The sequence below is a fragment of the Pseudoalteromonas sp. OF5H-5 genome, assembly GCF_021530695.1.
In the GTDB taxonomy this organism is placed as follows: Bacteria; Pseudomonadota; Gammaproteobacteria; order Enterobacterales; family Alteromonadaceae; genus Pseudoalteromonas.
In genome coordinates this window covers 138,688-162,082 of the sequence record NZ_JAKGBF010000012.1, presented here as the reverse complement: position 1 = coordinate 162,082, position 23,395 = coordinate 138,688, and the positions used below count along the sequence as shown (strand labels likewise).

General features: G+C 43.9%; 22 protein-coding genes and 3 pseudogenes. 13 read left to right on the top strand and 12 right to left on the bottom strand.

The annotated features are described in order from the left end of the window. Window positions 1-5: 5 nt before the first annotated feature. Genes L1271_RS17475 through L1271_RS17465 form a run of 3 tightly spaced genes read right to left on the bottom strand, consistent with a single transcriptional unit; the run spans window position 6 to window position 4,668 of the window. A complete protein-coding gene (locus L1271_RS17475) occupies window positions 6-1,052 on the bottom strand; it encodes an efflux RND transporter periplasmic adaptor subunit (protein WP_235368392.1) in 1,047 nt (348 codons plus the stop codon). Further along, window positions 1,042-4,347 (bottom strand): efflux RND transporter permease subunit, encoded by a 3,306-nt coding sequence (locus tag L1271_RS17470; RefSeq protein ID WP_235368391.1) that lies wholly within the window; start codon window positions 4,345-4,347, stop codon window positions 1,042-1,044. The genes L1271_RS17475 and L1271_RS17470 overlap by 11 nt, the downstream gene beginning before the upstream one ends. A gap of 15 nt (window positions 4,348-4,362) precedes the next feature. Continuing rightward, window positions 4,363-4,668 carry an ArsR/SmtB family transcription factor gene (locus tag L1271_RS17465; RefSeq protein WP_010606827.1) on the bottom strand — a complete coding sequence of 102 codons (306 nt, stop codon included), beginning with the start codon at window positions 4,666-4,668 and terminating at the stop codon, window positions 4,363-4,365. A gap of 95 nt (window positions 4,669-4,763) precedes the next feature. Here L1271_RS17465 and L1271_RS17460 point away from each other — a divergent pair, with 95 nt between their 5' ends. The 4 genes from L1271_RS17460 (at window position 4,764) to L1271_RS17445 (ending at window position 6,339) form a co-directional block, all read left to right on the top strand. Continuing rightward, entirely contained in the window at window positions 4,764-4,955 is a 192-nt protein-coding gene (locus L1271_RS17460) for a YgaP family membrane protein (RefSeq protein ID WP_045987806.1), read from the top strand. A 37-nt stretch (window positions 4,956-4,992) separates the two neighbouring features. After that, window positions 4,993-5,337: a rhodanese-like domain-containing protein gene (locus tag L1271_RS17455; protein ID WP_010606829.1), complete on the top strand. Its 345-nt coding sequence runs from the start codon at window positions 4,993-4,995 to the stop codon at window positions 5,335-5,337. Window positions 5,338-5,579: 242 nt separating this feature from the next. Continuing rightward, window positions 5,580-5,993 (top strand): hypothetical protein, encoded by a 414-nt coding sequence (locus tag L1271_RS17450; protein WP_235368390.1) that lies wholly within the window; start codon window positions 5,580-5,582, stop codon window positions 5,991-5,993. A gap of 19 nt (window positions 5,994-6,012) precedes the next feature. Next, a complete protein-coding gene (locus L1271_RS17445) occupies window positions 6,013-6,339 on the top strand; it encodes a helix-turn-helix transcriptional regulator (protein ID WP_235368389.1) in 327 nt (108 codons plus the stop codon). Window positions 6,340-6,408: 69 nt separating this feature from the next. Here the strand turns inward: L1271_RS17445 and L1271_RS17440 are convergent, their stop codons facing one another. Together L1271_RS17440 and L1271_RS17435 are read right to left on the bottom strand one after the other, a co-directional pair. Then, window positions 6,409-7,035, bottom strand: coding sequence for an OmpA family protein (locus tag L1271_RS17440; RefSeq protein ID WP_010378204.1), 627 nt, complete (start codon window positions 7,033-7,035; stop codon window positions 6,409-6,411). Window positions 7,036-7,117: 82 nt separating this feature from the next. Then, a complete protein-coding gene (locus L1271_RS17435; RefSeq protein ID WP_235368388.1) occupies window positions 7,118-7,909 on the bottom strand; it encodes a substrate-binding periplasmic protein in 792 nt (263 codons plus the stop codon). 102 nt (window positions 7,910-8,011) lie between these two features. On the opposite strand from L1271_RS17435, the gene chrA reads away from it, so the two are divergent. Next, window positions 8,012-9,142, top strand: coding sequence for a chromate efflux transporter (gene chrA, locus L1271_RS17430; protein ID WP_235368387.1), 1,131 nt, complete (start codon window positions 8,012-8,014; stop codon window positions 9,140-9,142). Window positions 9,143-9,166: 24 nt separating this feature from the next. On the opposite strand, the gene L1271_RS17425 is transcribed toward chrA, so the two are convergent. The 4 genes from L1271_RS17425 to speA form a co-directional block, all read right to left on the bottom strand. After that, window positions 9,167-10,396 (bottom strand): mechanosensitive ion channel family protein, encoded by a 1,230-nt coding sequence (locus L1271_RS17425; protein WP_235368386.1) that lies wholly within the window; start codon window positions 10,394-10,396, stop codon window positions 9,167-9,169. Further along, on the bottom strand, window positions 10,393-11,313 hold the full coding sequence (locus tag L1271_RS17420) for an acetyltransferase (protein ID WP_017218365.1): 921 nt from the start codon (window positions 11,311-11,313) through the stop codon (window positions 10,393-10,395). The genes L1271_RS17425 and L1271_RS17420 overlap by 4 nt, the downstream gene beginning before the upstream one ends. Window positions 11,314-11,328: 15 nt before the next feature. Next, a complete protein-coding gene (locus L1271_RS17415; RefSeq protein ID WP_010378193.1) occupies window positions 11,329-12,204 on the bottom strand; it encodes an acyltransferase in 876 nt (291 codons plus the stop codon). Between the two features lie 110 nt (window positions 12,205-12,314). Then, the gene (speA, locus tag L1271_RS17410; RefSeq protein ID WP_045964779.1) at window positions 12,315-14,195 is read right to left on the bottom strand and encodes a biosynthetic arginine decarboxylase; all 1,881 of its coding nucleotides are present in this window, start codon (window positions 14,193-14,195) and stop codon (window positions 12,315-12,317) included. A gap of 220 nt (window positions 14,196-14,415) precedes the next feature. Here speA and speE point away from each other — a divergent pair, with 220 nt between their 5' ends. After that, the gene (gene speE, locus L1271_RS17405) at window positions 14,416-15,276 is read left to right on the top strand and encodes a polyamine aminopropyltransferase (protein WP_102057696.1); all 861 of its coding nucleotides are present in this window, start codon (window positions 14,416-14,418) and stop codon (window positions 15,274-15,276) included. 382 nt (window positions 15,277-15,658) lie between these two features. On the opposite strand, the gene L1271_RS17400 is transcribed toward speE, so the two are convergent. Both L1271_RS17400 and L1271_RS24965 read right to left on the bottom strand, forming a co-directional pair. Further along, window positions 15,659-15,802, bottom strand: a complete 144-nt coding sequence (locus L1271_RS17400; RefSeq protein WP_158299133.1) for a hypothetical protein — start codon at window positions 15,800-15,802, stop codon at window positions 15,659-15,661. 353 nt (window positions 15,803-16,155) lie between these two features. Next, a pseudogene (locus tag L1271_RS24965) lies at window positions 16,156-16,355 on the bottom strand (IS91 family transposase); the annotation flags it as partial. On the opposite strand from L1271_RS24965, the pseudogene L1271_RS17395 reads away from it, so the two are divergent. The 4 genes and pseudogenes from L1271_RS17395 to L1271_RS17380 all read left to right on the top strand — a co-directional run. Then, a pseudogene (locus L1271_RS17395) lies at window positions 16,336-16,497 on the top strand (tyrosine-type recombinase/integrase); the annotation flags it as partial. The pseudogenes L1271_RS24965 and L1271_RS17395 overlap by 20 nt on opposite strands. 117 nt (window positions 16,498-16,614) lie before the next feature. Beyond that, window positions 16,615-17,586, top strand: coding sequence for a transposase (locus L1271_RS17390; RefSeq protein WP_102057698.1), 972 nt, complete (start codon window positions 16,615-16,617; stop codon window positions 17,584-17,586). A gap of 230 nt (window positions 17,587-17,816) precedes the next feature. Further along, window positions 17,817-17,942, top strand: a pseudogene (locus tag L1271_RS17385) (phage integrase N-terminal SAM-like domain-containing protein); the annotation flags it as partial. A gap of 271 nt (window positions 17,943-18,213) precedes the next feature. After that, entirely contained in the window at window positions 18,214-18,789 is a 576-nt protein-coding gene (locus L1271_RS17380) for a hypothetical protein (protein WP_235368385.1), read from the top strand. Between the two features lie 8 nt (window positions 18,790-18,797). Here the strand turns inward: L1271_RS17380 and L1271_RS17375 are convergent, their stop codons facing one another. Next, the gene (locus tag L1271_RS17375) at window positions 18,798-19,406 is read right to left on the bottom strand and encodes a DUF2057 domain-containing protein (RefSeq protein ID WP_102057700.1); all 609 of its coding nucleotides are present in this window, start codon (window positions 19,404-19,406) and stop codon (window positions 18,798-18,800) included. Between the two features lie 336 nt (window positions 19,407-19,742). Here L1271_RS17375 and L1271_RS17370 point away from each other — a divergent pair, with 336 nt between their 5' ends. The 3 genes from L1271_RS17370 to L1271_RS17360 all read left to right on the top strand — a co-directional run bounded on the left by L1271_RS17370 (window position 19,743) and on the right by L1271_RS17360 (window position 23,310). Beyond that, window positions 19,743-20,114, top strand: a complete 372-nt coding sequence (locus L1271_RS17370) for a histidine triad nucleotide-binding protein (protein ID WP_174170266.1) — start codon at window positions 19,743-19,745, stop codon at window positions 20,112-20,114. A 228-nt stretch (window positions 20,115-20,342) separates the two neighbouring features. Beyond that, window positions 20,343-20,999, top strand: coding sequence for a helix-turn-helix transcriptional regulator (locus L1271_RS17365; protein ID WP_010606850.1), 657 nt, complete (start codon window positions 20,343-20,345; stop codon window positions 20,997-20,999). Between the two features lie 151 nt (window positions 21,000-21,150). After that, the gene (locus L1271_RS17360) at window positions 21,151-23,310 is read left to right on the top strand and encodes an ATP-binding protein (protein WP_010606851.1); all 2,160 of its coding nucleotides are present in this window, start codon (window positions 21,151-21,153) and stop codon (window positions 23,308-23,310) included. Window positions 23,311-23,395: the final 85 nt, after the last annotated feature.

The window sequence follows — 23,395 nt, the reverse complement described above, 5'->3', positions numbered from 1 at the left end:
GCTAACTATCGCTGCACAGCTAGCTGATCACCTTCGTTTAGGCCACTAATAACAATCGTTTTATTACCTGTCTCTTCGCCCAACCTGAGGTAGCGTTTGTGAAGCTGGCCACTTTCTATTACCTCAACCATCGCCAATTGACCATACTTGCTGATCATATTAGTTGGAATTTGGATAACCGCCTGCTCGCCAAGCACAAGTTCAACCAGCGCGTACATGCCAGGCACCACATTTTGCAGCAAAGACATATCCAGTTTAATAATAAAGCTGCGCGCTTGGCTGTCGGCAATTGGCACCATTTCCGACACTCGCGCGGTTTGGCTTATATCTAGCGCAGGTATGCGTACCTTAATCTCGCTTCCTAGCTGAATATGCTTAACTTGGCTCTCGCGAATTGGCGCTTCAATCTGCAATTGTAATGGGTTGAATAACGAAATAATGGCGCCACCGGGGCTAACCATGCTGCCCGGCTCTTGTAAGCGCGCCACCACTTTACCCGAAATAGGGGCTGTGATTTGCGTGTAACCCAGCGCGACTTCAGCACTACGATACGCTTCTTGCAATGCCTTATCTTGCGCTTGTAACTCGTTCACTGTGGCTTGCCACTCATCCACTTGGTTAATCGCGATAAGCCCTTTTTCATTAAGAGATTTATTGCGTACTAACTGCTTAGTTGCTTGCTCTAGCTTGGCTGAATTTGCCGCTTGCTGCGCTGCCACTCTTTGCAGCTCTGCTTTAAGCTCTGCATCATCGAGTGTTGCTATCAGCTGTCCCGCAGTGACTTTATCACCGGCTCTGACGTTAAGCGTTTTAAGCTCCGCCAACAACCGACTGGACACTAACGTATTTTCTTTTGCGACCACACTCGCGGGAACTTGTTCAATCATCGCAATCAGCGACTTTTGCACGGTATAACGTGCTCCTTGATAGGCGGGAAGTTCGGACTTATTGCCCGGAGCTAGCTTATTTTGGAATCCACCAGCAAGCCATACGACCATCAAGAATAGGCAAAAAATAGCAAGAACAGGAATAAAGATTTTATTACGAGACATGAGAAGACTCCTGAACTGATGAGGCATTAAGGGGTTGATTAGGTGTCGATGATGATTTGAATACTAAATAGTAAACGATAGGCACGACCAACAGTGAAAATAACGTTGAAGCAATGATCCCGAAGATAATAGCAAGGGCGAGGCCACTAAAAACGGGATCTAAGATAATCACTAAATTGCCTAATAACGTCGTACCTGCTGTAAGTAATACCGGTCGCATTCTTATACTTCCCGCCGCAATCAATGCATCGATAAGTGCCATACCAGCCGCTCGAGACTGATTAATAAACTCCACCAAAATCAGGGAATTTCTCACCACTATTCCAGCCAGCGCTATCATCCCTATCATCGCGGTCGCTGTAAATAACACGGGCTCAGGCGCACCTGCAACCACACGCTCACCAAACTGGTTGAGTAACCAAAAACCCGGCATAATCCCTATCATAGTGAGGGGAATAGCCGACATAATGATAAGTGATAAGCTACTAGATGCCGTTTGTACCCGCAGGATGATAAATATCGCCACCAGTGCAAACGCAAATGCGATCCCCATATCTCTAAACACATCTATGGTAATGCGCCACTCACCTTCGCCTTTAAAGGTATAATGGGTTCCCTCAAACATTGACCAAGTGACTCCTCCGCCACTGTGTAAAAAGGTGCGAGATGCCCAATTGCTCGGTGTTATCTGTTGGTTTTCATCTGCAACCACATCGGCAATCACCTCAGCTGGCGTGCGGCCATTTAGCTCCGCAAACACATAAATCACCTCTTTTAGGTCTTTTCGAAGGATCACGGGAGCCGTAGGAATAGATGTTAATTCGCCCAGTTCGGCAATCGCCACAAGGGGTCTCGCAGCCTGCTCTAAGCCGTATTCTTGAATGGTTTTAGCCAACTCCTGACGACCACGAACTTGCATCGCCAATACGTTTTGCCATTGATTACGCTGCGCGTAACTCACACCTAACTCGATGGGCACCGTTGCGACCTCACCTTGAGTATATAAAAAGCCTGCTGACATGCCGCTGCTTGCAACCACTAAAGATTGATTAATATCCTCTGTGGCCACACCTGATAACGCAGCCTTTTGTTTATCAACCACAAACCGCTTTAGCCATGTCGGCGAAGCCATTGAGGTGTCAACCTCAACCACATGTGGCTCCTGCCTTAAACGATGTGCTAACCTCTGGGCTGCTTGCTCTTGCGTTTCACGAGCAACAAACGGATCTGCATAAACCTCAGCAACGAGTGTACTTAATACCGGAGGTCCCGGCGGCACTTCCACCACTTTTACTTGCGTCAAAGTTTGGTTAAAAGGCTGAAGCTTTTCACGCAGTCGCATGACGATGGCGTGAGATTGATGTTCGCGTTCACGCTTATCCACCAGTAAGACTCTAAGTTCGGCAAGATGCGTACCACTACGACGATAATAGCCTCGCACCATACCATTAAAATCCATACTGGAAGGCTTACCGACAAAAGCGGCGATGTCGGTCACTTCAGCTTCTGACCAAACGATTTGCTGTACTTGCCTCGCCATTGCGGCCGTTTGCTCAAGGCTGGTTCCCTCAGGCATATCTATCAGTACTTGGATTTCACTTTTATTGTCAAACGGCAGCAATTTCAGTGGTACGGCCCTAAAAATAGGAAGGCTCACACTCGCAACAAATAACCCTAACACACCCCATAATAACCATTTGGCTTTGCGGGTGTTTTGTAAAATTGGCAGCATGATTTTGCTGTAGTACGAGTCTTGAGGCGCGACTTCACTTGTTTTTGAATCCGCTTTGAGTAGCTTTTTAGATAGCCAAGGCGTTACTAAAAAAGCCACTAACGTCGAGGCAATGACACTAACAGGGACGTTAAATGCCATGGGTGCCATATATGGGCCCATCATGCCAGTAATAAACGCCAATGGAATAAACGCCATGATGATAGTTAACGTTGACATCAAAAGCGCAGATTTGATCTCGACCATAGCAGCGACAATGTTATGATCTGTGTCAGCTGCCGCGCCGCGATGAATAAAGCGGCTAATATTATCAATCCCAGTGATTGGGTCATCGACTAACAATCCCAGCGACAAAATAAGCGCAAACAAGGTGACCCGATTAATGGTGTAACCAAACGCAAAATCCAACCCAAGTGTAATGCCATAGCAAATTGGCACTGCAAGACCAACAACGATGGCAGGCCGCCAACCTAAAAATACACCGACAAATACCACAACTGTAAATACCGCAAAGGCCAAGCTAGAGGTAAGATTATTGACTTTGTCATTGGCCGTCTCGCCATAGTTTCTTAATACTTTTACTGATACCTCAGCAGGAAGGAGCTCCTGTTGTAGCTGGGTCACAAGCGCTAAACTTTGCTCTGCAACCGTTACCGCATTACTTCCCTTTTGCTTCGCCACGCCAATCGTCACTAATGGTGCATCAGCCTGGCTGTCGCTGCTTGCTAACCACTGATAGCTATCGGGCTCACTAGGACCATCAATAACCCGAGCAACTTCTTTTAAAACAATGGCACGACCATTAATTACATTCACCGTGAGCCCTTCAAGTGCCGACTTATTACGAAGGACATCACCTGATTCAAAGGCAATTGTGTTACTACCTGCCGTCACTTGCCCGACTCGTGTCACTAGATTACTACTTTGGATAGCACCTAAAACATCCATTGGTGTTGTTTGATGTGCGGCAAGAGCAGTTAAGTTCAACTCAATCCTAAGTGCTCTCGTGCGCCCGGTAATAACCGTAACCTCGCTGGTATCTGCAATGCTCTGTAACTGGATAGCTAGCTCTTGTGCAAAACGCGTTAGCGCGTAGTCATCATATAGTTGCGGCTTGGAACTTGTCAGTCCAAGCATAAGAATCGGAACGTCATCGACTTCTACCGGACGGATCTGCCACTGAGTGACAATTCCCGGCATAGTATGCTGGTTGGCATACAGCTTAGTGTAGGTGTTGAGAATGGCTTTCTCTCTGTCTTCACCCACATGAAACCTTAAAGTAACAACCGTGCCGCCGGTTTGGGTCGTAGAATAGACGTGTTCAACGCCTGGAATTTGCAGCAGTAACTTTTCAAGTGGAGTGGTGACCAATCGTGCCACTTCTGGTGAGGCAGTATTTGGTACCGACACATGAATATCCAGCATAGGCACCACTATTTGTGGTTCTTCCTCTCGTGGTGTCATTTGCAATGCAAATAATCCAAGTACCACAGCGCACAAGAAGATAATCGTTGGCAAGCTGCCTTGTAGAGCATACCGAATGACACCATCTAACTTTTGCATCTCAGTCGTTCCTAGTTACTCTGCACTTGAGGCGCAGAACAGCTGATATAAACTCTCGAGTAGTACAGCGACTCGGCTATCTTTAACCTGATAATAAATCGTCGCTCCCTCACGCCTAGTCGCCACGATTTGTGCCTTTCTCATGCTGGCTAAATGTTGTGATAAGGCAGACTGCGCTAACGGCACCATTTCGTTAAGCTGGCTAACACTGAGCTCTTGCTTTTGCAATGCGCATAAAATCATCAAGCGATTTTTATTCGCCATAAGCTTTAACAAGGCTTCTGCCTGTTCGGCATTTTGCGCCATTTGCTGAAGATCCATGTTGACTCCCAAAAAATAAATGCGCTTAAAGTATAGACACAAACATTAGGAATGTCTAATATTAGAAATTCCTAATATTAAATGTGACACTCATTATGACCTTACATCCTCTACTTAGATTAATCGCTGGTGTTATGTTTGCCATTTCTTTACTGCTCACCCATTTTGTCAACCCACATTGGGTTTGGTTTAGTGTGTTTATTTGTGTCAATTTAGTGCAGTCTGCTTTTACTAACTGGTGCCCTATGATCGTTATATTGAAGAAACTTGGCATTCAGGAAAGGTGAGTCATAATGAAACCGATAACCCAATAAGGAGCTATATATGCTGATATCTGCCCAAGATGTATTAAAGACAGTCAAGCCTAATCAACGCTGCATTGACGCGGTACAAGCAAAATCAGAGATTGCACAAAACAATGGTCTGGTTATCGACGTGAGAGAGCCGGCTGAACACAGTCAAAAGGCAGCCAACGGCACGGTAAATATCCCAAGAGGATTGCTAGAATTTAAGCTTCCAGAGCTGGAAAAAGACGCAGATAGACCAATTTATTTACACTGTGCCGCTGGTGGCCGTGCTATTTTTGCCGCAGAGCAACTAACTCGTATCGGTTACACCAATGTCAGCGTAATTACCTGCAAAGCTGAAGTGGTGTGTGACACGCTTTAAGCACATTATGACCTTCTTTTTATTGAGGCACTGAGTCACAAAACTTTATTAGGCTCAGTGCTTTTTCTGACTTCCATTTCTTACCCAACCTTAACATTCGCTATAAAAGTATTTAAATCATTAAGTTAATTAATTTTATAAATCTATTGTCATATGACAGTTTGAGCACTGACGTAAGCTTGTCGGCGTGTTTTAATGGAGAAACAGGCACAGTGGAGACAACAGCTTAACGGGAGTTCAATATGTCTGACTTAAAAAAGCTAGAAAGAGCCACCTACAAAGTGTATTTCCAAGATGGAAATCATCAAATTACGTGTTGTGCAAATGCATTAAATTGCACTCAATATGTTTTCGTCGACGATGTTTGCGTTTCTCAAAAACGCCACTTACTCGGTGATAGTACCCATAAATTTACTTATGCAGATCAAGCCTATGAAGCTAGATTTTGTTTAATTAACGGGTTTACTTTTGAAACTGAGTGCCTACTACTCAAAGGAAAAAAAATACTTGGTCGCCAGTCAAGTACCCCTCTGAACGATCAACTGACCTTAGCCAAGGTCATATTCACTTTTATGGGCTACGGCCTGGTTGCAGGTTTTTGTATATTTACTCTCGCGTACTACTTGGGACGCTGGTACGGCAGCACCGTACTTTAAGTTCGTCAAGGAGGAGATAATGCAAATAAATAATAATACAGTAAAGCTGTTGCGAACCGAAAAGAGTTGGACTCAGCAACATTTAGCAGATGCCTCTGGAGTAAGTCTACGCACAATTCAACGCGTCGAGAGCGACAGGACAGCAAGTAAAGAGACTGTAATGAGCTTGTGTGCGGTGTTTGAAATCTCCCAATCCAAGCTTATTGACTTGGCCGACATGCTCCATAATAAAGAAAACAAAGAAGAAAAAACAGTGAGTTATCATTTATTCTTGTTTACTGCAATCCTATCCCTAAGCGTTGGGGGCGTTATCGGCGCAGGCCTGATTTATCTGATAATTCGATAAATACCTTATTCTTATAGCAGCCGAAATCCATAAAAAGGAGTGCTCAAACATAGCACTCCTTGATTTTTCTTACGCGCGGTTTGGAATAATTTTAATTTCGACTCGGCGATTTTGTGCCTTACCTTGCTCGGTGCTATTGCTCGCGATTGGCTGAGACTCACCCATGCCCTCTGCGTACAAACGCGCAGGTAGTACTTGCTGTGATAATAAATACTGCTTTACGCTATTTGCGCGCTGTTCAGACAAAGTCTGATTGAAGCTCGCTGAACCAGTAGAATCTGTATGTCCGACAATCGTTAAGAATGTCTTATCGTACTGCTGCATCACGCGTGCAATGCCTTGAAGTGTATTGTAAAAACCAGGGCTGATAGCTGACTTACCTGTCGCAAAGGTTATGTTTGATGGCAACACTAAGCGCATTTGATCGCCTTCACGAACAACCTCAACACCCGTACCAGCAAGCTCTTGGTTAAAAGCGGCTTCCTGCTTGTCCATATAGTTACCAATCGCGGCACCTGCAATTGCCCCAACCGCAGCACCAATGGCAAGACGCTTATCTTTGTGGTTACCTGTAGCTTTACCTAACACCGCACCGGTTGCAGCACCAATCGCCGCACCTTTACCTGTGTTATTCATTTCACATCCAGACAAAGCAACCACAACAGCTGCACCAATTAACATATTTCTTGCAATCATCTTCCCACCTGAGTTCGTTTCAACTTGATTGTCTATATTGTTGCAATAAACAATTAACTCTGGCTGAAGCCTTGTTGGTTTTTTAAGGGTGAGCAGGGACTAAGTCGCTTATATGCTCAGAAACTGGTGGCAGTTTATATTTTGCAACCACAGCATCAAGCTGCTTTCTCTTAGCCAATTGCTTCATCGTTAAACGAATGGTTTGCGCAAGCTCGGTGCCGCTGAAGCGTTTGCTCATCGCCATATGACCATAAATCGGCTGAGCGTGGTGATAGGAGACTTTTTTCAACTTTTCAATGGGCTGACTAAGCACTTCCATCGCCACCTCAGCGGTGTCTTCAACTGCGATCACAAGGTCAACACGTCCTCTAAGCAATAAATCAAACGCCACTTGCTCACTAAACACAGGGACTTTATTGAGTTGACGGTCTTCATCAAAGCGAGGATAAAAAACGCCGCCACGCATCACCGCAATCCGCTTGGTATAAAGATCCGTATATTGTTCCACCCGAATATCGCTGTCTTGCTTAGCGTAGAATACAAACGAAGATGTCAGCGCCATGTAGGCGGGCTCGACAAAGTCGATTAACTTTTCTCGTTGAGGCGTACGGATCAAGCCACCCATGACGTCTACCTCACCTTGCGCTATCATCCGCATACAGCGAGAGAAAGGACAGGGAACGGCATTTATTTGATAATCAACACCAGCCTGAGCCTGCACCGTTGCCAATATATCTAAGATTAAACCTTGCACTTCACCATTGTCTTCAATAATGCTATACGGTGGCGCGTGATCAACAGCGACATTAATTTGCTGAGCAAAACAAGAGAAGTTCGCCAACAAAAAAAGTAAACAGGGCGATAAAAAAGTCATTCGCATAATACTTATCCAACTGAGGCGCACCAGCACCAAAAGTCATAAATATGTCATATAAAAATGTGAGGATACAAGGTTAACAATATCACAAGGTACACTATGTTTCTGAAAATATTTTATCAGTTTTTGTTATTAGGATGTACGAGCTTTGGGGGACCTGCAGCCCACCTTGGGTTCTTTAAAAAACACTTTGTCGATAACTTAAAATGGCTGAGTAACGAGCGCTATGCCAGTATGATCAGCCTGTCACAAATACTGCCAGGACCGGGGTCCAGCCAAGTCGGATTCGCGATTGGTTTAGAAAAAGCTGGAATACTAGGAGGGATCGCCGCCTTTTTAGGGTTTACGCTACCGTCTTTTTTGCTCATGATCATGCTGGCATTAACCGCTGAGCAGCTTTCGGGCACTGCGTTGAATGTCATTGATGGGTTGAAGTTGTTTGCTGTTGTTATCGTTGCCGATGCGGTACTGAGTATGGCGAAAAGCTTTTGTAAAACCACAGCACTCAAATTCGTCGCATTTTTCGCCACCTTCACGCTGTTGATGCTGCCGAACTTAAGCGCGCAATTGGGTGTGCTTATGACGCTTGTCATCGCGGGTTGCTTTTACTCATTCAGCAATGTGCCAAGTAAACCGAGTCAATCAAAAAGCCAAATCAACTGGTCTGTATTTGCGCTATTTATTGGCCTATTTGCGTTAACCTTTGCCGCGCTACCAAATCAACTATTTGCCGAGTTTTATCAGGCAGGTGCTTTGGTTTTTGGCGGTGGTCACGTCGTGCTGCCGCTGCTACAAACCAGTGTCGAGGGGGTCGCGCAAGAAACCTTCTTAACGGCTTATGCTGCCGCGCAAGCCATTCCTGGGCCGATGTTTACCATCGCAAGCTTTTTAGGCGCCGTTGTCGACAATACCCATCCCATTTTGGGCGCAGCGATTGCGACGCTCGCTATTTTCTTGCCGGGCCTACTGTTAATGTGGGCATTTAACCAACAGTGGCAATCACTTATTGCATTGCCACGGTTTGCAAGTATTAGCGCGGCCTTAAATGCAGGTGTTGTGGGAATTTTAGCCGCTGCGTTTTATCAACCAATTTGGCTTTCTGCGGTGCATAGTTTGCTCGATATCACCGCGGTGGTATTAGGCTTTGCAGCACTAAAATGGCTAAAGCCCGCGATATGGCAGTTGCTTATTGCCTTTATGGTGTTTGGGGTTATCGCAGGAAGTGTGTAGGCCACGCTTGAGTGGCCTTGATGATTATTCTGAAGTTGCGTCTGGTTTGCTACCGGCGCGCACTTTCACGCGGTGTGCGCCAAAGTAATCACTCACGCTTTGATATGGACGTAACCCAAATGCTGGCATTACGCTTAGCATGTAGTCCAAAATATCGGCTTGTAGATGCTCATAAAACACCCAGCGTTTATCGCGACTAAAACAGTAAAACTCTAGAGGCAAGCCATGTTGTGTGGGTGCAAGTTCCCTGACCATACATAAACAATCTTGATTGATGGCATCATGCTGCTTCAAGTAGGCCTCTGCATAGCGTCTAAATAAGCCTAAATTGGTGATATCGCTTGGTACATCTTCAAGTTTTTCCAGTAGTGGATATTGCTCGGTTAGCGACGCTCGCTTTTGCTCAGGCAACGGCTCAATGCTAGTAAAATCAATATGGATGGCGCGTTTGATGCGGCGTCCTGCTGACTCTTGCATGGCACGCCAGTTTTTAAATGAATCAGAGATCAACATATAAGTTGGTATGGTGGTGACGGTGTTATCCCAGTTACGTACCCTAACGGTATTTAACCCCAGATCTATCACCTCGCCGTCTGCACCAAATGCGTCAACTTGGATCCAGTCGCCAGTGGTTACCAATCGGTTGGCCGCTATTTGAATACTCGCAACTAACCCCAAAATCGTATCTTTAAATACCAAAATAATAACTGCAGCGATAGCACCAAAACCGGAAAGAATATAGGTCGGTGATTTATCCACCAAGATACTGACCACCAATATAGAACAAACTATAAATATCAGTAGCTTAATTACTTGAATAATCCCTTGGATCGGCACTTCTTTGGCGAATGGAAAGAGGTTATAAACGCCATTCCCTAAATTGACTAAACTGCTAAATAAAAACCCAGATGACACCACCAACATAACGTACACTAGTGTTTCCATCACGATAAACACCCAAGCAGGCGCGACAAATAGACGCTCGTGGTAGGCGGAAAAAACCAGTAAACACAATACAAAGGCAAAGCGGCCGCTAAATTTACTTAACTGAGGGGAAAGGTGACCAATTTTACGCGGTGAAATATGGCGCGCGAGGTTTTCTACATTGGGTAGCACTAAACGGCGGATCACCCAATATAAAAGCAATAACCCAACAACCGCGACACCATTGGTGAATAACGCACTGATCACAGTGCCCTGCGGTAGCTCTTTTAACCACGGTTGAACGACATCATGAAGGTGATCAAACTTCATAGCTGTTTTAGCTCCTCATTGAGCGTGTCATTTGGCTCAGTCGAATGCAGCCAATGCGCTTCGAGTTGGCAATCTTTGCGTTGCCAGACTTCATTCATAAAAGACTGAAACTGTACACGGTAAGCTTTATCGGCTTGATAGTTACCAAGTGGCACTTTCTCCATCGCGATGTAGTCTATTTTTACATCAATTGCATCCAAGCGTCCAAGCGTAAATGCACGGCAAATATGTTCACCCTCTAACTCATAAGCCAAAGTCGCGTTGAGCATGCCGTCAAGTTGCTCAGATAGCACTTCTAGGGCAAACGCTACACCACCCGCCTTTGGTTTGAGCAGATGCTTAAACGGACTATTTTGATGCGCATGTTTGGCTTTAGTATGACGAGTACCTTCCACAAAATTAATTACCGTTGTGGGATGATCACGAAAATTGCGACAACTGGCTTTGGTACGCTCTACATCCATCCCTTTAAGCTTAGGGTTTTTGGCGATCTGCGCTTTACTCGCACGTTTCATAAATGGCATGCCCATCGCCCATGCACCAGTACCAATGAAAGGCACGTATTTTAATTCATCTTTTAAGAAAAATTTAGGTGCAGGTAGTACCTCCATGGCGCTAAGCACAACGATATCAAGCCAGCTAAGATGATTGGAAATTAATAAATACCACCCTTGAGCGTGTAATTCTTTTGGCAAGCTCACTTGTATTTTGTCGCACGCGATGCGCAAACCGAGGTAATTGCCTTTACACCACATACCGTAAAAAAAGTGCAGTGCTGTAGAGATAAACTTAACTGGCACAAGCAATTTTATGATGCCAAACAATAGCACCAATAAACCACAAACAAAGGTATTCACCAGCAGCCACACACTGGCCGATAGCCCGAGAAACCACTTAGGTAGTATTTGTTTTAACATCACAACATCCTTCTACTACTTTTTATCGGCAAGCTCCACAAGTTGTGCGTCTTTGGCTTGCCACAAGGCGTTTAATTCGGATTGGAAACGCACTCTAAATTCGGGATCATTCGTGTAGTCGCCGACCAAGTTTGCACTGACCGGCATTACTTCCACCTGAACATCTACTGACTTCACTTTACCAGCGATAAAGTCTGCAAAAGTTGGTACACCACCGGGATAATGGATGGTGACATTCACCACTTTGCTGATTTGCTCACCCATGGCTTGCATCACAAACGCGATGCCTCCCGCTTTTGGTTTAAGCAGGTGTGTGAATGGGCTTTTCTGCTTACTATGCTTGGACTCGGTGTAACGCGTACCCTCAACGAAGTTTACAATACTCACTGGCATTGTTTTAAACTTTTCGCATGCTTTTCGCGTCGTTTCTATGTCCTTACCACGCAATTTAGGGTTTTTCTTTAATTGCGACTTGCTGGTTCTCGTCATAAAAGGAAAATCGAGCGCCCACCAAGCAAGACCTAGCACGGGTACGTAAAGCAGCTCTTTTTTCAAAAAGAAATTCAAAAACGGGATTTTGCCATGAAGCACTCGCTGCAACACTAAGATATCCACCCAACTTTGGTGGTTGGCAATAACCAAGTACCAGTCTTTGCGTTTAAGCTCATCCAATCCGCTAACATTGAGCGTATACGGCGCAATGAGGTTTTGGCTCACTGAATTACACGCGACCCAGTTACTTGCGCACGCTTTAGCAATATAGCTCATGGCTTTTTGCAATGGTGGGATGGGCAGTAGCTTAATCAAGCCACAAATAAAGATCGGTATAAACCAAAATATAGTGTTAACGGCGTACAGCAAGATGCTGATCACTTTACGAATAAACGACATTCATTCCCTCATCGTGTTTTACGGCAGAGCTGTATCATACCTTGAAAATCACACACAATTAAGCCGACCAGTTGGTCGGCTATAATTTATTCCATTTCACTATCTAGAAATCAATCTTCGAAGTAAGTATAACCTTCAAGTCCGGCGTTTAACTCTTGTAAATACTGAGCTTTAATTGACTCTGGCAACGACAACGCCGCGACTTGCTGTGCATAGTTCTCAGATAACACCGCTTTGTCATAATGAACAAAGCGCAGTACATCTTCAACACTGTCGCCCTTGATGGCATTAGTGAGTTTATAACCCTCATCACAAAGCTCAACGTGTACTGAGTCTGTGTCACCAAATAAGTTATGTAAATCACCCAATATTTCTTGATAGGCTCCCACCAAGAACATCGCAACGTGATATTGCTCTCCCGGCACATACTCAGGAATGGGTAAACTTGACTCGATACCCGCGCCCTCAACATAACTGTTGATTTGACCGTCCGAATCACAGGTAATGTCCTGAATAATCGCTCTTTGCGTCAACGGCTGATTGAGCTTGTCGATAGGCATCACCGGAAATAGCTGGTCAATACCCCACACATCCGGCAGTGATTGGAACAACGAGAAGTTCACAAACAGTTTATCTGCCAGCTTTTCATTGAGGTCGTCTAGTACTTCTCGGTGTGCTCTCGCATTCTCATTTAAGCACTCACGCACTTTATGAAGTGTCGTGAAGTATAGCTGTTCAAGCTGCGCCCACTCTTGCATGCTGATCAAACCATGCACGTATTGGTCGTGTGCGTCGCTGAACAAATGCATAGCGTCATGATAAGTTTCTAAAGCCATGCGAGGGGTTAGTTGTGACAACGAATGCCATAACTCTTGCAACACCAATGGGCTGGTATCTAGTGGTTGCACCGGTTCAACTTGATTTGGCGCTTTTTCTACGTCAATCACATCCGTGATCAGCATCGCGTGATGGGCAGTTAATGCTCGGCCAGATTCAGTAATAATATCCGGATGCGGAATGTTATTAAGCTCCGCAATATCATGAAAAGCATGCACCACATTTTTCGCGTATTCCGCCACCGTATAATTCATAGAGCATGAACTACGAGAACCTGAGCCTTCGTAGTCCACTCCGAGGCCACCGCCAACATCAACGATACGCAGCGGAACACCTAGTTGGTATAGCTCAGCATAGTGACGCGCACACTCTTTAAGCGCACGTTGAATATCGCGAATATTGGCAACTTGCGAGCCGATATGGAAGTGTACCAACTGCATTAAGTGCAAACGATTATGCGACTTAAGTAGCTCAACCGCTTGCAGCACTTGGCTAGCAGTAAGACCAAACTTGCCTTTTTCACCACCGGTATTTTGCCACTTGCCCTTACCAACTGAATTAAGACGAATACGAATACCAATCGACGGTTCAATGCCTAAATCGTCGATTTCCTGTAATAAGGTATCCAGTTCAGAGAGCTTTTCAACGACTATGTTTACTTGATGGCCCATCGCTTGACCAATGCAAGCTAAGCGCAAGAACTCACTGTCTTTGTAGCCGTTACAGACAATGGTAATAGGTTGGTGTGCCACACCCAAAATTGCCATCAACTCAGGCTTAGAACCGGCTTCAAGACCAACAAGACCGCTCGGGTGAGCCAATAACTTACTGACAACCGAGCGCTGCTGATTCACTTTTATTGGGTAAACACAGGTGTACTGGCCTTGGTAATCACGTTGAGTTCGTGCGGCAGTAAATGCTTGAGTCAAGGTATCGACACGATGTTTTAAAATGTCGGTAAAACGTACCAAAACCGGCAAAGTTAGCCCCTGCGCTTTAAATTGCTCAGTTAACTCTGAAAGAAGAATTGGTGGCTTAGTGCGATCACCATCAGGAAACGCCACTAACTGGCCCTGTTCATTGATATCAAAATAGCCGTCACTCCAGTGAGTAACGTTATAGATAGAACGTGCTGTTTGCAGACCCCAAGTCATTGCTGCTCTCAATTAATTCTTTATAAAGCTTCATTCTAATACGCGAGGCAAGTCAATGCGACCTAAAGTTGCGTTTTCATTAGCTTACAAACCTTATAAATCGGCCATGGTTGATTAGAACTAATATGAGGCAAAGTACAAAATGTTGACTAAAATTGATTGAGCAAAGGCGCAAGCACTGGCAGAATTGCCTTAATTTTTATCAAGTGTGAACACAATCATGGCAAACTTAGAAGCAAACCGTTGGTTTACAGAAATTAGCGACCGCGATGGCAGCGCTTTTTCACTTAGAGTCAACAAAAAATTAGACGAAATCCAATCACCTTTTCAAAAAGTAGAAATGTTTGAAACGACGGATTTTGGTAACCTGATGATCATTGACGGTTGCACTATGGTGAGCACGCGTGAAAACTTTTTCTATCACGAAATGATGAGTCACCCGGCGCTATTCTCGCACCCAGCACCTACAAATGTTGTGATCATTGGCGGCGGCGACTGTGGCACATTGCGTGAAGTATTAAAGCACCCTGGCGTTGAAAAAGTAACTCAGATTGATATCGACGAAGTTGTGACGCAAATGTCTTTGAAATACTTCCCTGAGCTTTGTGAGTCTAATAACGATCCTCGCGCAACTGTAATGTTTGATGATGGCATCAAATTTATGCGTGAAGCCGAAGCAGAGTCTATCGACGTTATCATCGTTGATGGCACCGATCCTGTAGGCCCTGGTGAAGGTTTATTCAACCACGCATTCTACAAGAGCTGTTTAGCAGCGCTTCGCACTGGTGGTATCATGATCCAGCAAAGTGAATCACCACTGATGCACATGCCGTTGCTACTAGAAATGCGCGATGCAATGTTGGAAGTAGGCTTTGTTGATCTGCAAACCCTGCCTTTCCCACAGCCGATCTACCCAAGCGGTCTGTGGTCAGCAACGATGGCGCGTAAAGATGAAAAGTTTGCCGGATTCCGCGAGCAAGATGTTGATAACGCAACATTTGATACTGAGTACTACAACACAGGTATTCATAAAGGAGCATTAGCAACACCTAACTTTATGAAGCGTGCTTTCGAAAAGTAGACCGAATCAAAACATAAACTTAATTGTTAAAGTGTAGTAGCTCATATCTGCTCCTACAGCCTTGATGGTTCGGTTAATATTTCACCTGACCTGAAGTTATGAGCGAACAACAGACGTTCGCTCTAGCTCGTTTTTGGACAAAAACGTTTTCGGTCGCCGGCTGTATTAGATGACTTTCGCATAAAAATTTCTATGGGCTAGCGCCGCCAGCACGCGCGGCTTTGTAGTGAAGGTGAAGCCGCAACAGAAAAGCCGTCGCTGTGCCTGACCTTGTTATGACTACTTCGCTCGCTTGATGACACATGTTCCAGACCTAACAACGACATTGGTAGCTCGTTTTGCCATAACTGCTCAAATATATCTTTTTGCAAAGGCAACAACTTTAGAGCGCCTTGCCCAGAGATGAGCCAATAATTACTCCAAAACTCATGATAAGAGCTGCCGCAACAAATGCCGCTAACACAATCAGGCCCGTTTTCTGGGCTTTTGGTACTGAGCTCCACCAATTTTTAATTTCATTAATCATAAATCTTCCTTAAAACAACCGCACGCGAAGTTACTTAGCCTTAACATTTTAGTATTTATGCGACACGCAGTTTGTGTTGCATAATCACTTGTTGGACTGAGCCGCTACCTGCTCGGTGTGACAGAGTTGGTGTTGTTTATGCTATAGCTTACTTAGAAAAAATAGGCTTTTTGGAGGCTCTCACTTTCCTAGCTAGTGTTATGTAAGCTTTCCCTGCATTGCTCAGCGCTTATTATGTATTCATTACACCTAAATTTGCCTTAATAAGCAATTATATTTTTTACTCGTACAGAGGCAGCTAGCCTGAACAATTAAGCAGGTTAACTAATTGATTTTGAGCAGCTATCGAGCTGCTAACTCGTTCGGTCTACTTTGGTCGTTGTTGCATCTAACTTGAATGCGCCAATTAGCCGCAAGATACCTGCTCGACAATGCTGCAAGGCCAATGCTGTATCAGCGTCACGTTTTCTGTCTTCGCCTTCTCAACTTCACCTGTGTGTGATTCTTGTGACTTTATTAATGCTAACTTTCGCTTGCGACATGCATTAGCTACTCATTTACTACAAAGTGGTGCAGATATTAGAACCGTGCAAGCTCAACTTGGTCATTCCGATGTGAAGACAACGCAAATATATACTCATGTTTTACAGCAAGGCGCAAACGGTGTTGTTAGCCCTTTGAGCAAAATTTTCTAGCTTGTTTTGGTGTAAATCGCTGAGGTGTAAATCGCTGACACCCACCACTAATTTGCACCTTCCAAATATACCGCCTACGCTTTAATTCTGCACTCAAAGGATTGAGGAAACCAAACTATGGCAACTGCCCGTAAAAGACAAATCAGTTTAACCGACACCAAATACTACCACTGTATCTCCCGTTGCGTAAGGCGTGCGTTTCTGTGCGGTGAAGATAAATTTACCGGAAAATCATACGAACACCGTCGTGATTGGGCTGAAGAAAAGCTATTGATGTTGGGGTCTGTGTTTTGTATTGATGTCTGTGCTTATGCGGTGATGAGTAATCACACTCACATTGTTTTATATGTTGATGATAAAAAAGCTAAGCGCCTGTCGGATAAAGCGATTGTAATACGGTGGCACAAGTTGTTTAAGGGCAATTGGATAAGCCAAAAGTTTACTGAAGGTGAGCCACTCAATGAGTCGGAGCAGTTGATACTCAATGAGCATGTCGCCAAATACAGAGAAAGGCTCGCAGACATTAGCTGGTTTATGCGAGTACTCAACGAAGATATCGCCCGCCGAGCAAATAAAGAAGATAATTGCGCAGGTCGATTTTGGGAAGGAAGATTTAAATCCCAAGCATTACTGGATGAAGCCGCACTGGCTGCTTGTCTCGCTTACGTAGACTTAAACCCCATTAGAGCCAAAATCGCCGCAACGCCTGAAACCTCAGACCACACCAGCATCAAAAAGCGCATCGACCACGCTAAACGGGGTAATCAACCAAAAAGTCTACTACGTTTTGCTGGCAGCCCACGAAAACGTATGCCTAAAGGCCTGCCTTTTGAGCTCAAGTCTTATATCGAATTGGTTGAACTCACAGGCCAATGTATTCGCGCCGACAAACGAGGCTATATTTTTGAGTCACAACCCATACTCACTCGACTCAATATAGAGCCTGAGAACTGGATAAAACTCACTACGCAGTTTTCTCGGGTATTTCACGGTGCCGTTGGTCGAGAGCGAACAATAACCGCTTACTGCGAAACACTGCAAAAACGACGACGGACAAACCTAACAAACTGCGAGCGCTTGTTGGCTTAGCAAAACTCACATTCTCAATTCTAGAATTTCTTACTGTTGTATTTGCAGCGCGTTGTCGTGCGCGATAACCCAGTTTTAGTGTAGAGATACGCTTGAGCGCTAAAAAATAACCTATCGATAAACGTTTTTGACCAAAATTATTGGAGTGTTTACATGCTTTTTTACTTCACTTCCTCAACTTTGATGTTAATAGTGATGGGTGTCGCTTATTTTCCTAGGTTGTCGAATATCTCGACTACCTTGTACTTAAACGTAATGTGTCGCCTAAAACACAAGCGACAGCGTTAAATGCATTATCTTTTCTGTATAAGCAAATAATTAAACAGGATTTGTGTCCTAATCTTGTAAATCGCTGACACCCAACACTAACTTGCAATGGAAGTGCTTTCATACTTTTTTACTTCATCTCCTCAGCTGTGGTGTTAATAGCGATAGGTGTCACTTGTTTTTCTTGTTTTCATCACTACAACACAAGTATTCATAAGGGGGCATTAACGACACCTAACTTTATGAAGCGTGCTTTCGAAAAGTAACGCACTGCCGAGGAGCATATTTTGCTCCTCAGTAATTTTATTTCCTTGCTCCGCAAAGCTATATTTATCTTCTAATTTAAAAAGGAGATTTAATATGCAGATAGGACTAAGAACATTCATACTTTCGTTTGCCTTGATCACGCCAGCCGCTCACAGCAAACCTCAAGTGGAAAGCCCAGCGCCAACCAAAGAAGAGCTCATATTCAATTCAGGCCATATAACTTCAGTGGATCAGATGAGCCCTAATCACGCCAAAATCACATATAAATTAGCAAAGCAACTCATCGCCAATCCAAACATTTCTAAAACTGAGGAACTGATTAGGCTCTCTGAAAAAGTCTCATTGACTGAGAAAAAGATAACAGAAGAATCCATCAAGATATGTCAAGACCTCATCGACTATGACATTTCCGATACGCGCGCTGCAGTTTATGCGTTTTTCTCCAAATTCGAACGCTTAGAAACGTTTAAAAGTCGTATGTATATCGAAGCATTGCAAGGGGAGAGCAAAGCCGTTCTTAATATGGTAGAAAACTCCCACCACAAAGAGTTTGTTATATTAACTCCCGAAGTAATCTTAGATGATTCACCCACGTCATGGTTGCTTGACCATAAGAACTTTTGCCGTAGCAAAATTATAACGATGAAACAAAACCTAACAACGCATTGATAAAGGGCTTAATTGCCCTTTATTTTTTCTAAAAACAACCGTTTTTGTTCTGGGGTTGCTTGATGCCACCAATAGTCCAACATGCCAACCACATCTGGGTGTGCTGACTTAGGCGCCGCTGGCGTTACGGCTCTTGTGGCAGTGCTTGGCGTTGAATAACGTGGTGCAGTGGGTGTTGATGGCTCACTTGCTATCGCTGTCGCTACTCTTGGTCTTTCTTGCGTCACCACCAATGTTGTCGCTAACGATTCATTGGGTGCTTGCAACATAATCAACGGCTGATCTGCAAATGCCTTTGCCGCAACCACATTGTCAGGTCGGTTAAATTCAACCTGATACTCGCCGTCTTGATCGATACTTATTTTTGCCCAAAATGGCTTCGACTCTATGGTTTCGTGGTCGTCATAGCCCACTTCATACAAATCGGTATAACGCATTTTGACCGCATACTCCCCTTTTGCTAAGTCCAGCTCTCGTACTTTGGAGAAGAATGAGTGTTCAATGGTTTTATCATCAACTTGCAAGGGAATAATTTCTTCAGGAAAACTTAGCAACGCAGCCTGTGAAAGCGGTGACAACAGTAAAACAGCGGTCGCAAGCGTATATTTTAAGCGCATCTATTCACTCCTTCGTGAGTACCAAATCATTTTATACCAATTGTATTAAGTAAATGAGCTATTTTGAAGCGGGGAAATAGCTTTAGTAGCAAGGCAAAAATTTTGCTATTTAGTTGTTCTAAATGAGAAATTTTTAACGAAGCTAATATGATATTTCACCCTTCAAATTGATTGAAGAATTAATTCAATTGGTATTACTTTCATGAGATTACTGCATACCTGCGTATATCTCTACCCTTTTAATTGATGTGCAGTGGGATAACGCATTAAATCTATTGAGTCTCCTTGAGAGTTAGCTATGCTAGAGCAATTCAATATGCCAGATAAGGAAGGACCATGAGTTCAGAAACTATTTTTACCAAAATTATTAATCGAGAGATCCCAGCAGACATCATTTACGAAGATGAACAAGCACTCGCGTTTAGAGACATTAATCCACAAGCGCCATTTCACGTCTTAGTTATTCCTAAAACAGCAATTGCGACCATCAACGACGTAACGGAAGAAAATGCTCACCTTGTTGGTCATTTATATGTTGTTGCCGCCAAATTAGCGAAAGAGCACGGCTTTGCGGAAGATGGATATCGCGTGGTGATGAACTGTAATGATCATGGTGGTCAAACTGTCTATCACCTTCACCTACATGTATTAGCTGGAAAAGAAATGGGCTGGCCGCCTTATCAAAATACGAAAAAAGTACCAGTTTAGATTATTCTCTGTTAAGCAATGTAAATAAGTAAGTTATTAACAGCAATTGTTAAAAGCTTACTTATTTCAACAAATTACATTTAAATACATATTCTGTACATAATTTCGATTTATTATTTCACTTTGTTATATAGCGGATTTCTCTATCTTGTACTAAAAATTCTAATACAAAAGGTCTGAATCCCATGTTAGCATTGAGAAATCGGAAAAATTAGAGTGTGTCCAAAAATGAGCAGTAGTGCTTTTTTGTTATTAGATAAAGAACCGGTTAACACCATTGGTATCAATGTGTTACAACCTTTGTTAAAAACCCAAGGGTTGGATGTTACTATCGGAACTGATATCTCAGATGTGCCTGAAGGCACTCGATTACTTTTCATCGAAACCGCAGTGAACGATTCTTGGGGTCAATTAAAAGAACAACTAGTCAACCTCAAAGTTAAATGCGATATCGTGCTATTCAACTTAGATGAAAACCCGGAGCTTGCCAATCGTGCGCTGCTAAGCGGTATTCGTGGTGTATTTTACACGACAGACAACGCCGACGTGCTAATGAAAGGGATCCGTTTGTTGCTTGAAGATCAACTGTGGTATCGCCGTGACGTGATGTGTAATGTGTTAAATCGCATGTTGCAATTCAATAAGGATGCATTACATAAACTAACCGAAGGTGATATCGAACCTGTTAAGCTCACTAAGCGAGAAAAAGCAATTATCGCGCTAATGAGTAAAGGCGCGAAAAACAAAGAGATCGCTGAAGAGCTAAATATCAGTCCACATACGGTGAAAACGCATCTGTACAGTGCATTTCGTAAGACCAAATGTCGTAACCGTATCGAACTCCTTTCATGGGCTCAGCAGAATATTCCTGACGAAATTCGCTAAGCTTCATATGTCTTTAACCTGCTGACGCAAGTCGGCGGGGGAAGACAGCGCTGACATCGTGATATCGAAGCTTCTGTTTCATACGGGCTTTACTGCCTCAACGAATACCTCTATGCTAAGTTTTTTCGCAACAAAAAGCAGTTTTAGGTAAATGCTCGACCCAAAAACCCTCTACCTAACCAGCCTCGTCATGACGGCAATGATGGCACTCCTTACCTTTTTAACGTGGCGAGCGAATAAAAGCACTCCCGGAACGCTGCTCTATATTTTTTACCCTCTGGTTTTGCTTTGTGCGATTTCTTCCTTTGCACTACACGGCTATTTTGACAATTGGGAAACCATTCCCATTGCTAATACCTTGCTATTCACGGCCTCCATCATCCACTGTATGGCGATAAGGCAGTTTTTAGGGGTTAAAGGCCCATCCTTTAAAGTGTTTCTCGGCGTTACAGCAGGGCTTTTCATCTTGTTGATGTACAGCAGTATTTTCTCTCCTAGCCTGAGAGACAGGATCCTTATCTCAGACTTACAACACTTAGTTGAAGCGACACTCCTGCTCTATTTCTTTATCCGCTTTGCACGAAATAAATACCCTAACGGCAGCATAGTCTATATCACCATTCTACTTATTATATTGGTGATATTTACCGGCAGAACCCTATTAATGGGAGAAGTGACGCATTTCACGCTTTTCAAAGAGAACTGGTTTACCATCACTATTTTCTTCAATGGCGTCCTTGCTCCTATTTTTTATGCCACCGGCATGGCGCTGTTATGTAACGAGCAAAGAGAACAAAACCTTAATAAACTTGCATTAAAGGCACAACAAGACCTTGAGCTGCGCGGTATGTTTTTATCAACGATCAGTCATGAGATACGAACTCCGCTTAACGGTATCTTGGGCAGCGCCCAACTTGTATTGGGACGCACCAGAGATAGTCGCAACAAGGCCTACTGTGAGGCTATCGTAAACTCTGCAGAGTCGCTAAATTTACTGATTGATAAAGTACTAGACTACGCCAGTTTGGAGCAAAGTGATGAAGCCTTGTACGAAGAGGATGTTGAGCTTAGAAGTTGGCTACAAAACCTTTGCTTATTGCTCAGCCCGCTTGCAGAGCAAAAGAGACTACACTTTGAACTGGTGTACGAACTGCCCGATCAGGTGTGCTATTACTTTGACCAACAAAAGCTGAGGCAAATTCTTATTAACCTTGTTGGTAATGCCATTAAGTTCACCGACAAAGGGGAAGTAAAGCTCAAAGTTGAGATTTTAAAAGACCAACAAATTGAGCATAAAGTGCGCTTTAGTATCACGGACTCAGGGCCAGGTATTGATAGTGAAGATATTAATAAGCTGACCGAGCCATACGTACAAAGTAGTGCAGGTAAAGTTAAGGGTGGTACGGGCTTGGGGCTTGCCATTACCAGTCGCCTACTCAACCGTCTGAATTCGCAGCTAGATATTCAAAGCGAGCTTAACAAAGGCAGTACATTCAGTTTTGATTTACTACTAAACATTGGTGAACTGAGCTTAGTAGAGCAGCGCCCGCAGCACGATAACTGTATCACCGGTCTGAAAGTACTGTTGGTAGAAGACCTGGATCTCAACCAAAAAATCGCTATTGAGTTTATGGCAGAAGATGAGCATAAGGTTAAATTGGCAACCAATGGTAAAAGCGCCATCGAGATGCTAATACAGCACCATTTCGATGTGGTGTTGTTAGACATGAACTTACCCGATCTTTCCGGGCAAGAAGTATTAAAGCAGCTACAAAATTGTGAGCATAAAAACAAACGAACCCCTTTCCTAGCCTTTACTGCTAGCCTCAGTCCAGATGAGGTAAAAGAATACTTGGCACTCGGCATTCGCGATATTGTTGGCAAACCGATAAAGCAAGAAAAATTACGCCAAGCGCTTAGCGAGTCTCAGTCTCCCAAAAAAGCCAATGTCAGCGTCGAGTTGCCCGATATCCTATACGATGAAACGGCTGTAAATGCCCTAAAGTCTGGATTTAGTGAAGATGAAGTCTCTTCGATTTACAACGAGTTTGTGTTGTCGGCTCGTAATAAACTCATCCATATTCAGCAGCTATTAGAGCAAGACGAAGATCAATGTATTAGACAGCTTCATCGTCAAGCCAGCACCGCGTTACAACTCGGGTTTAACCGCTATGGTTCAAATTTGAAAAAAGCAGAGCGCCGCTTATTGGATGGCAAATCCTGCCATGATGAACTCACAGAAGCCATGACGCTATGGCAAGACAGTCTCGCTGCATATCTCCACTTTGTTCGTAAAGAGGCGATAGGTTAAGCGTCATTAAACGCATGTTGTTCGACATCATAATAAAACTTGTTCATGCTTAGTAAGCATATACATTAACGCTAATTTAACCGAG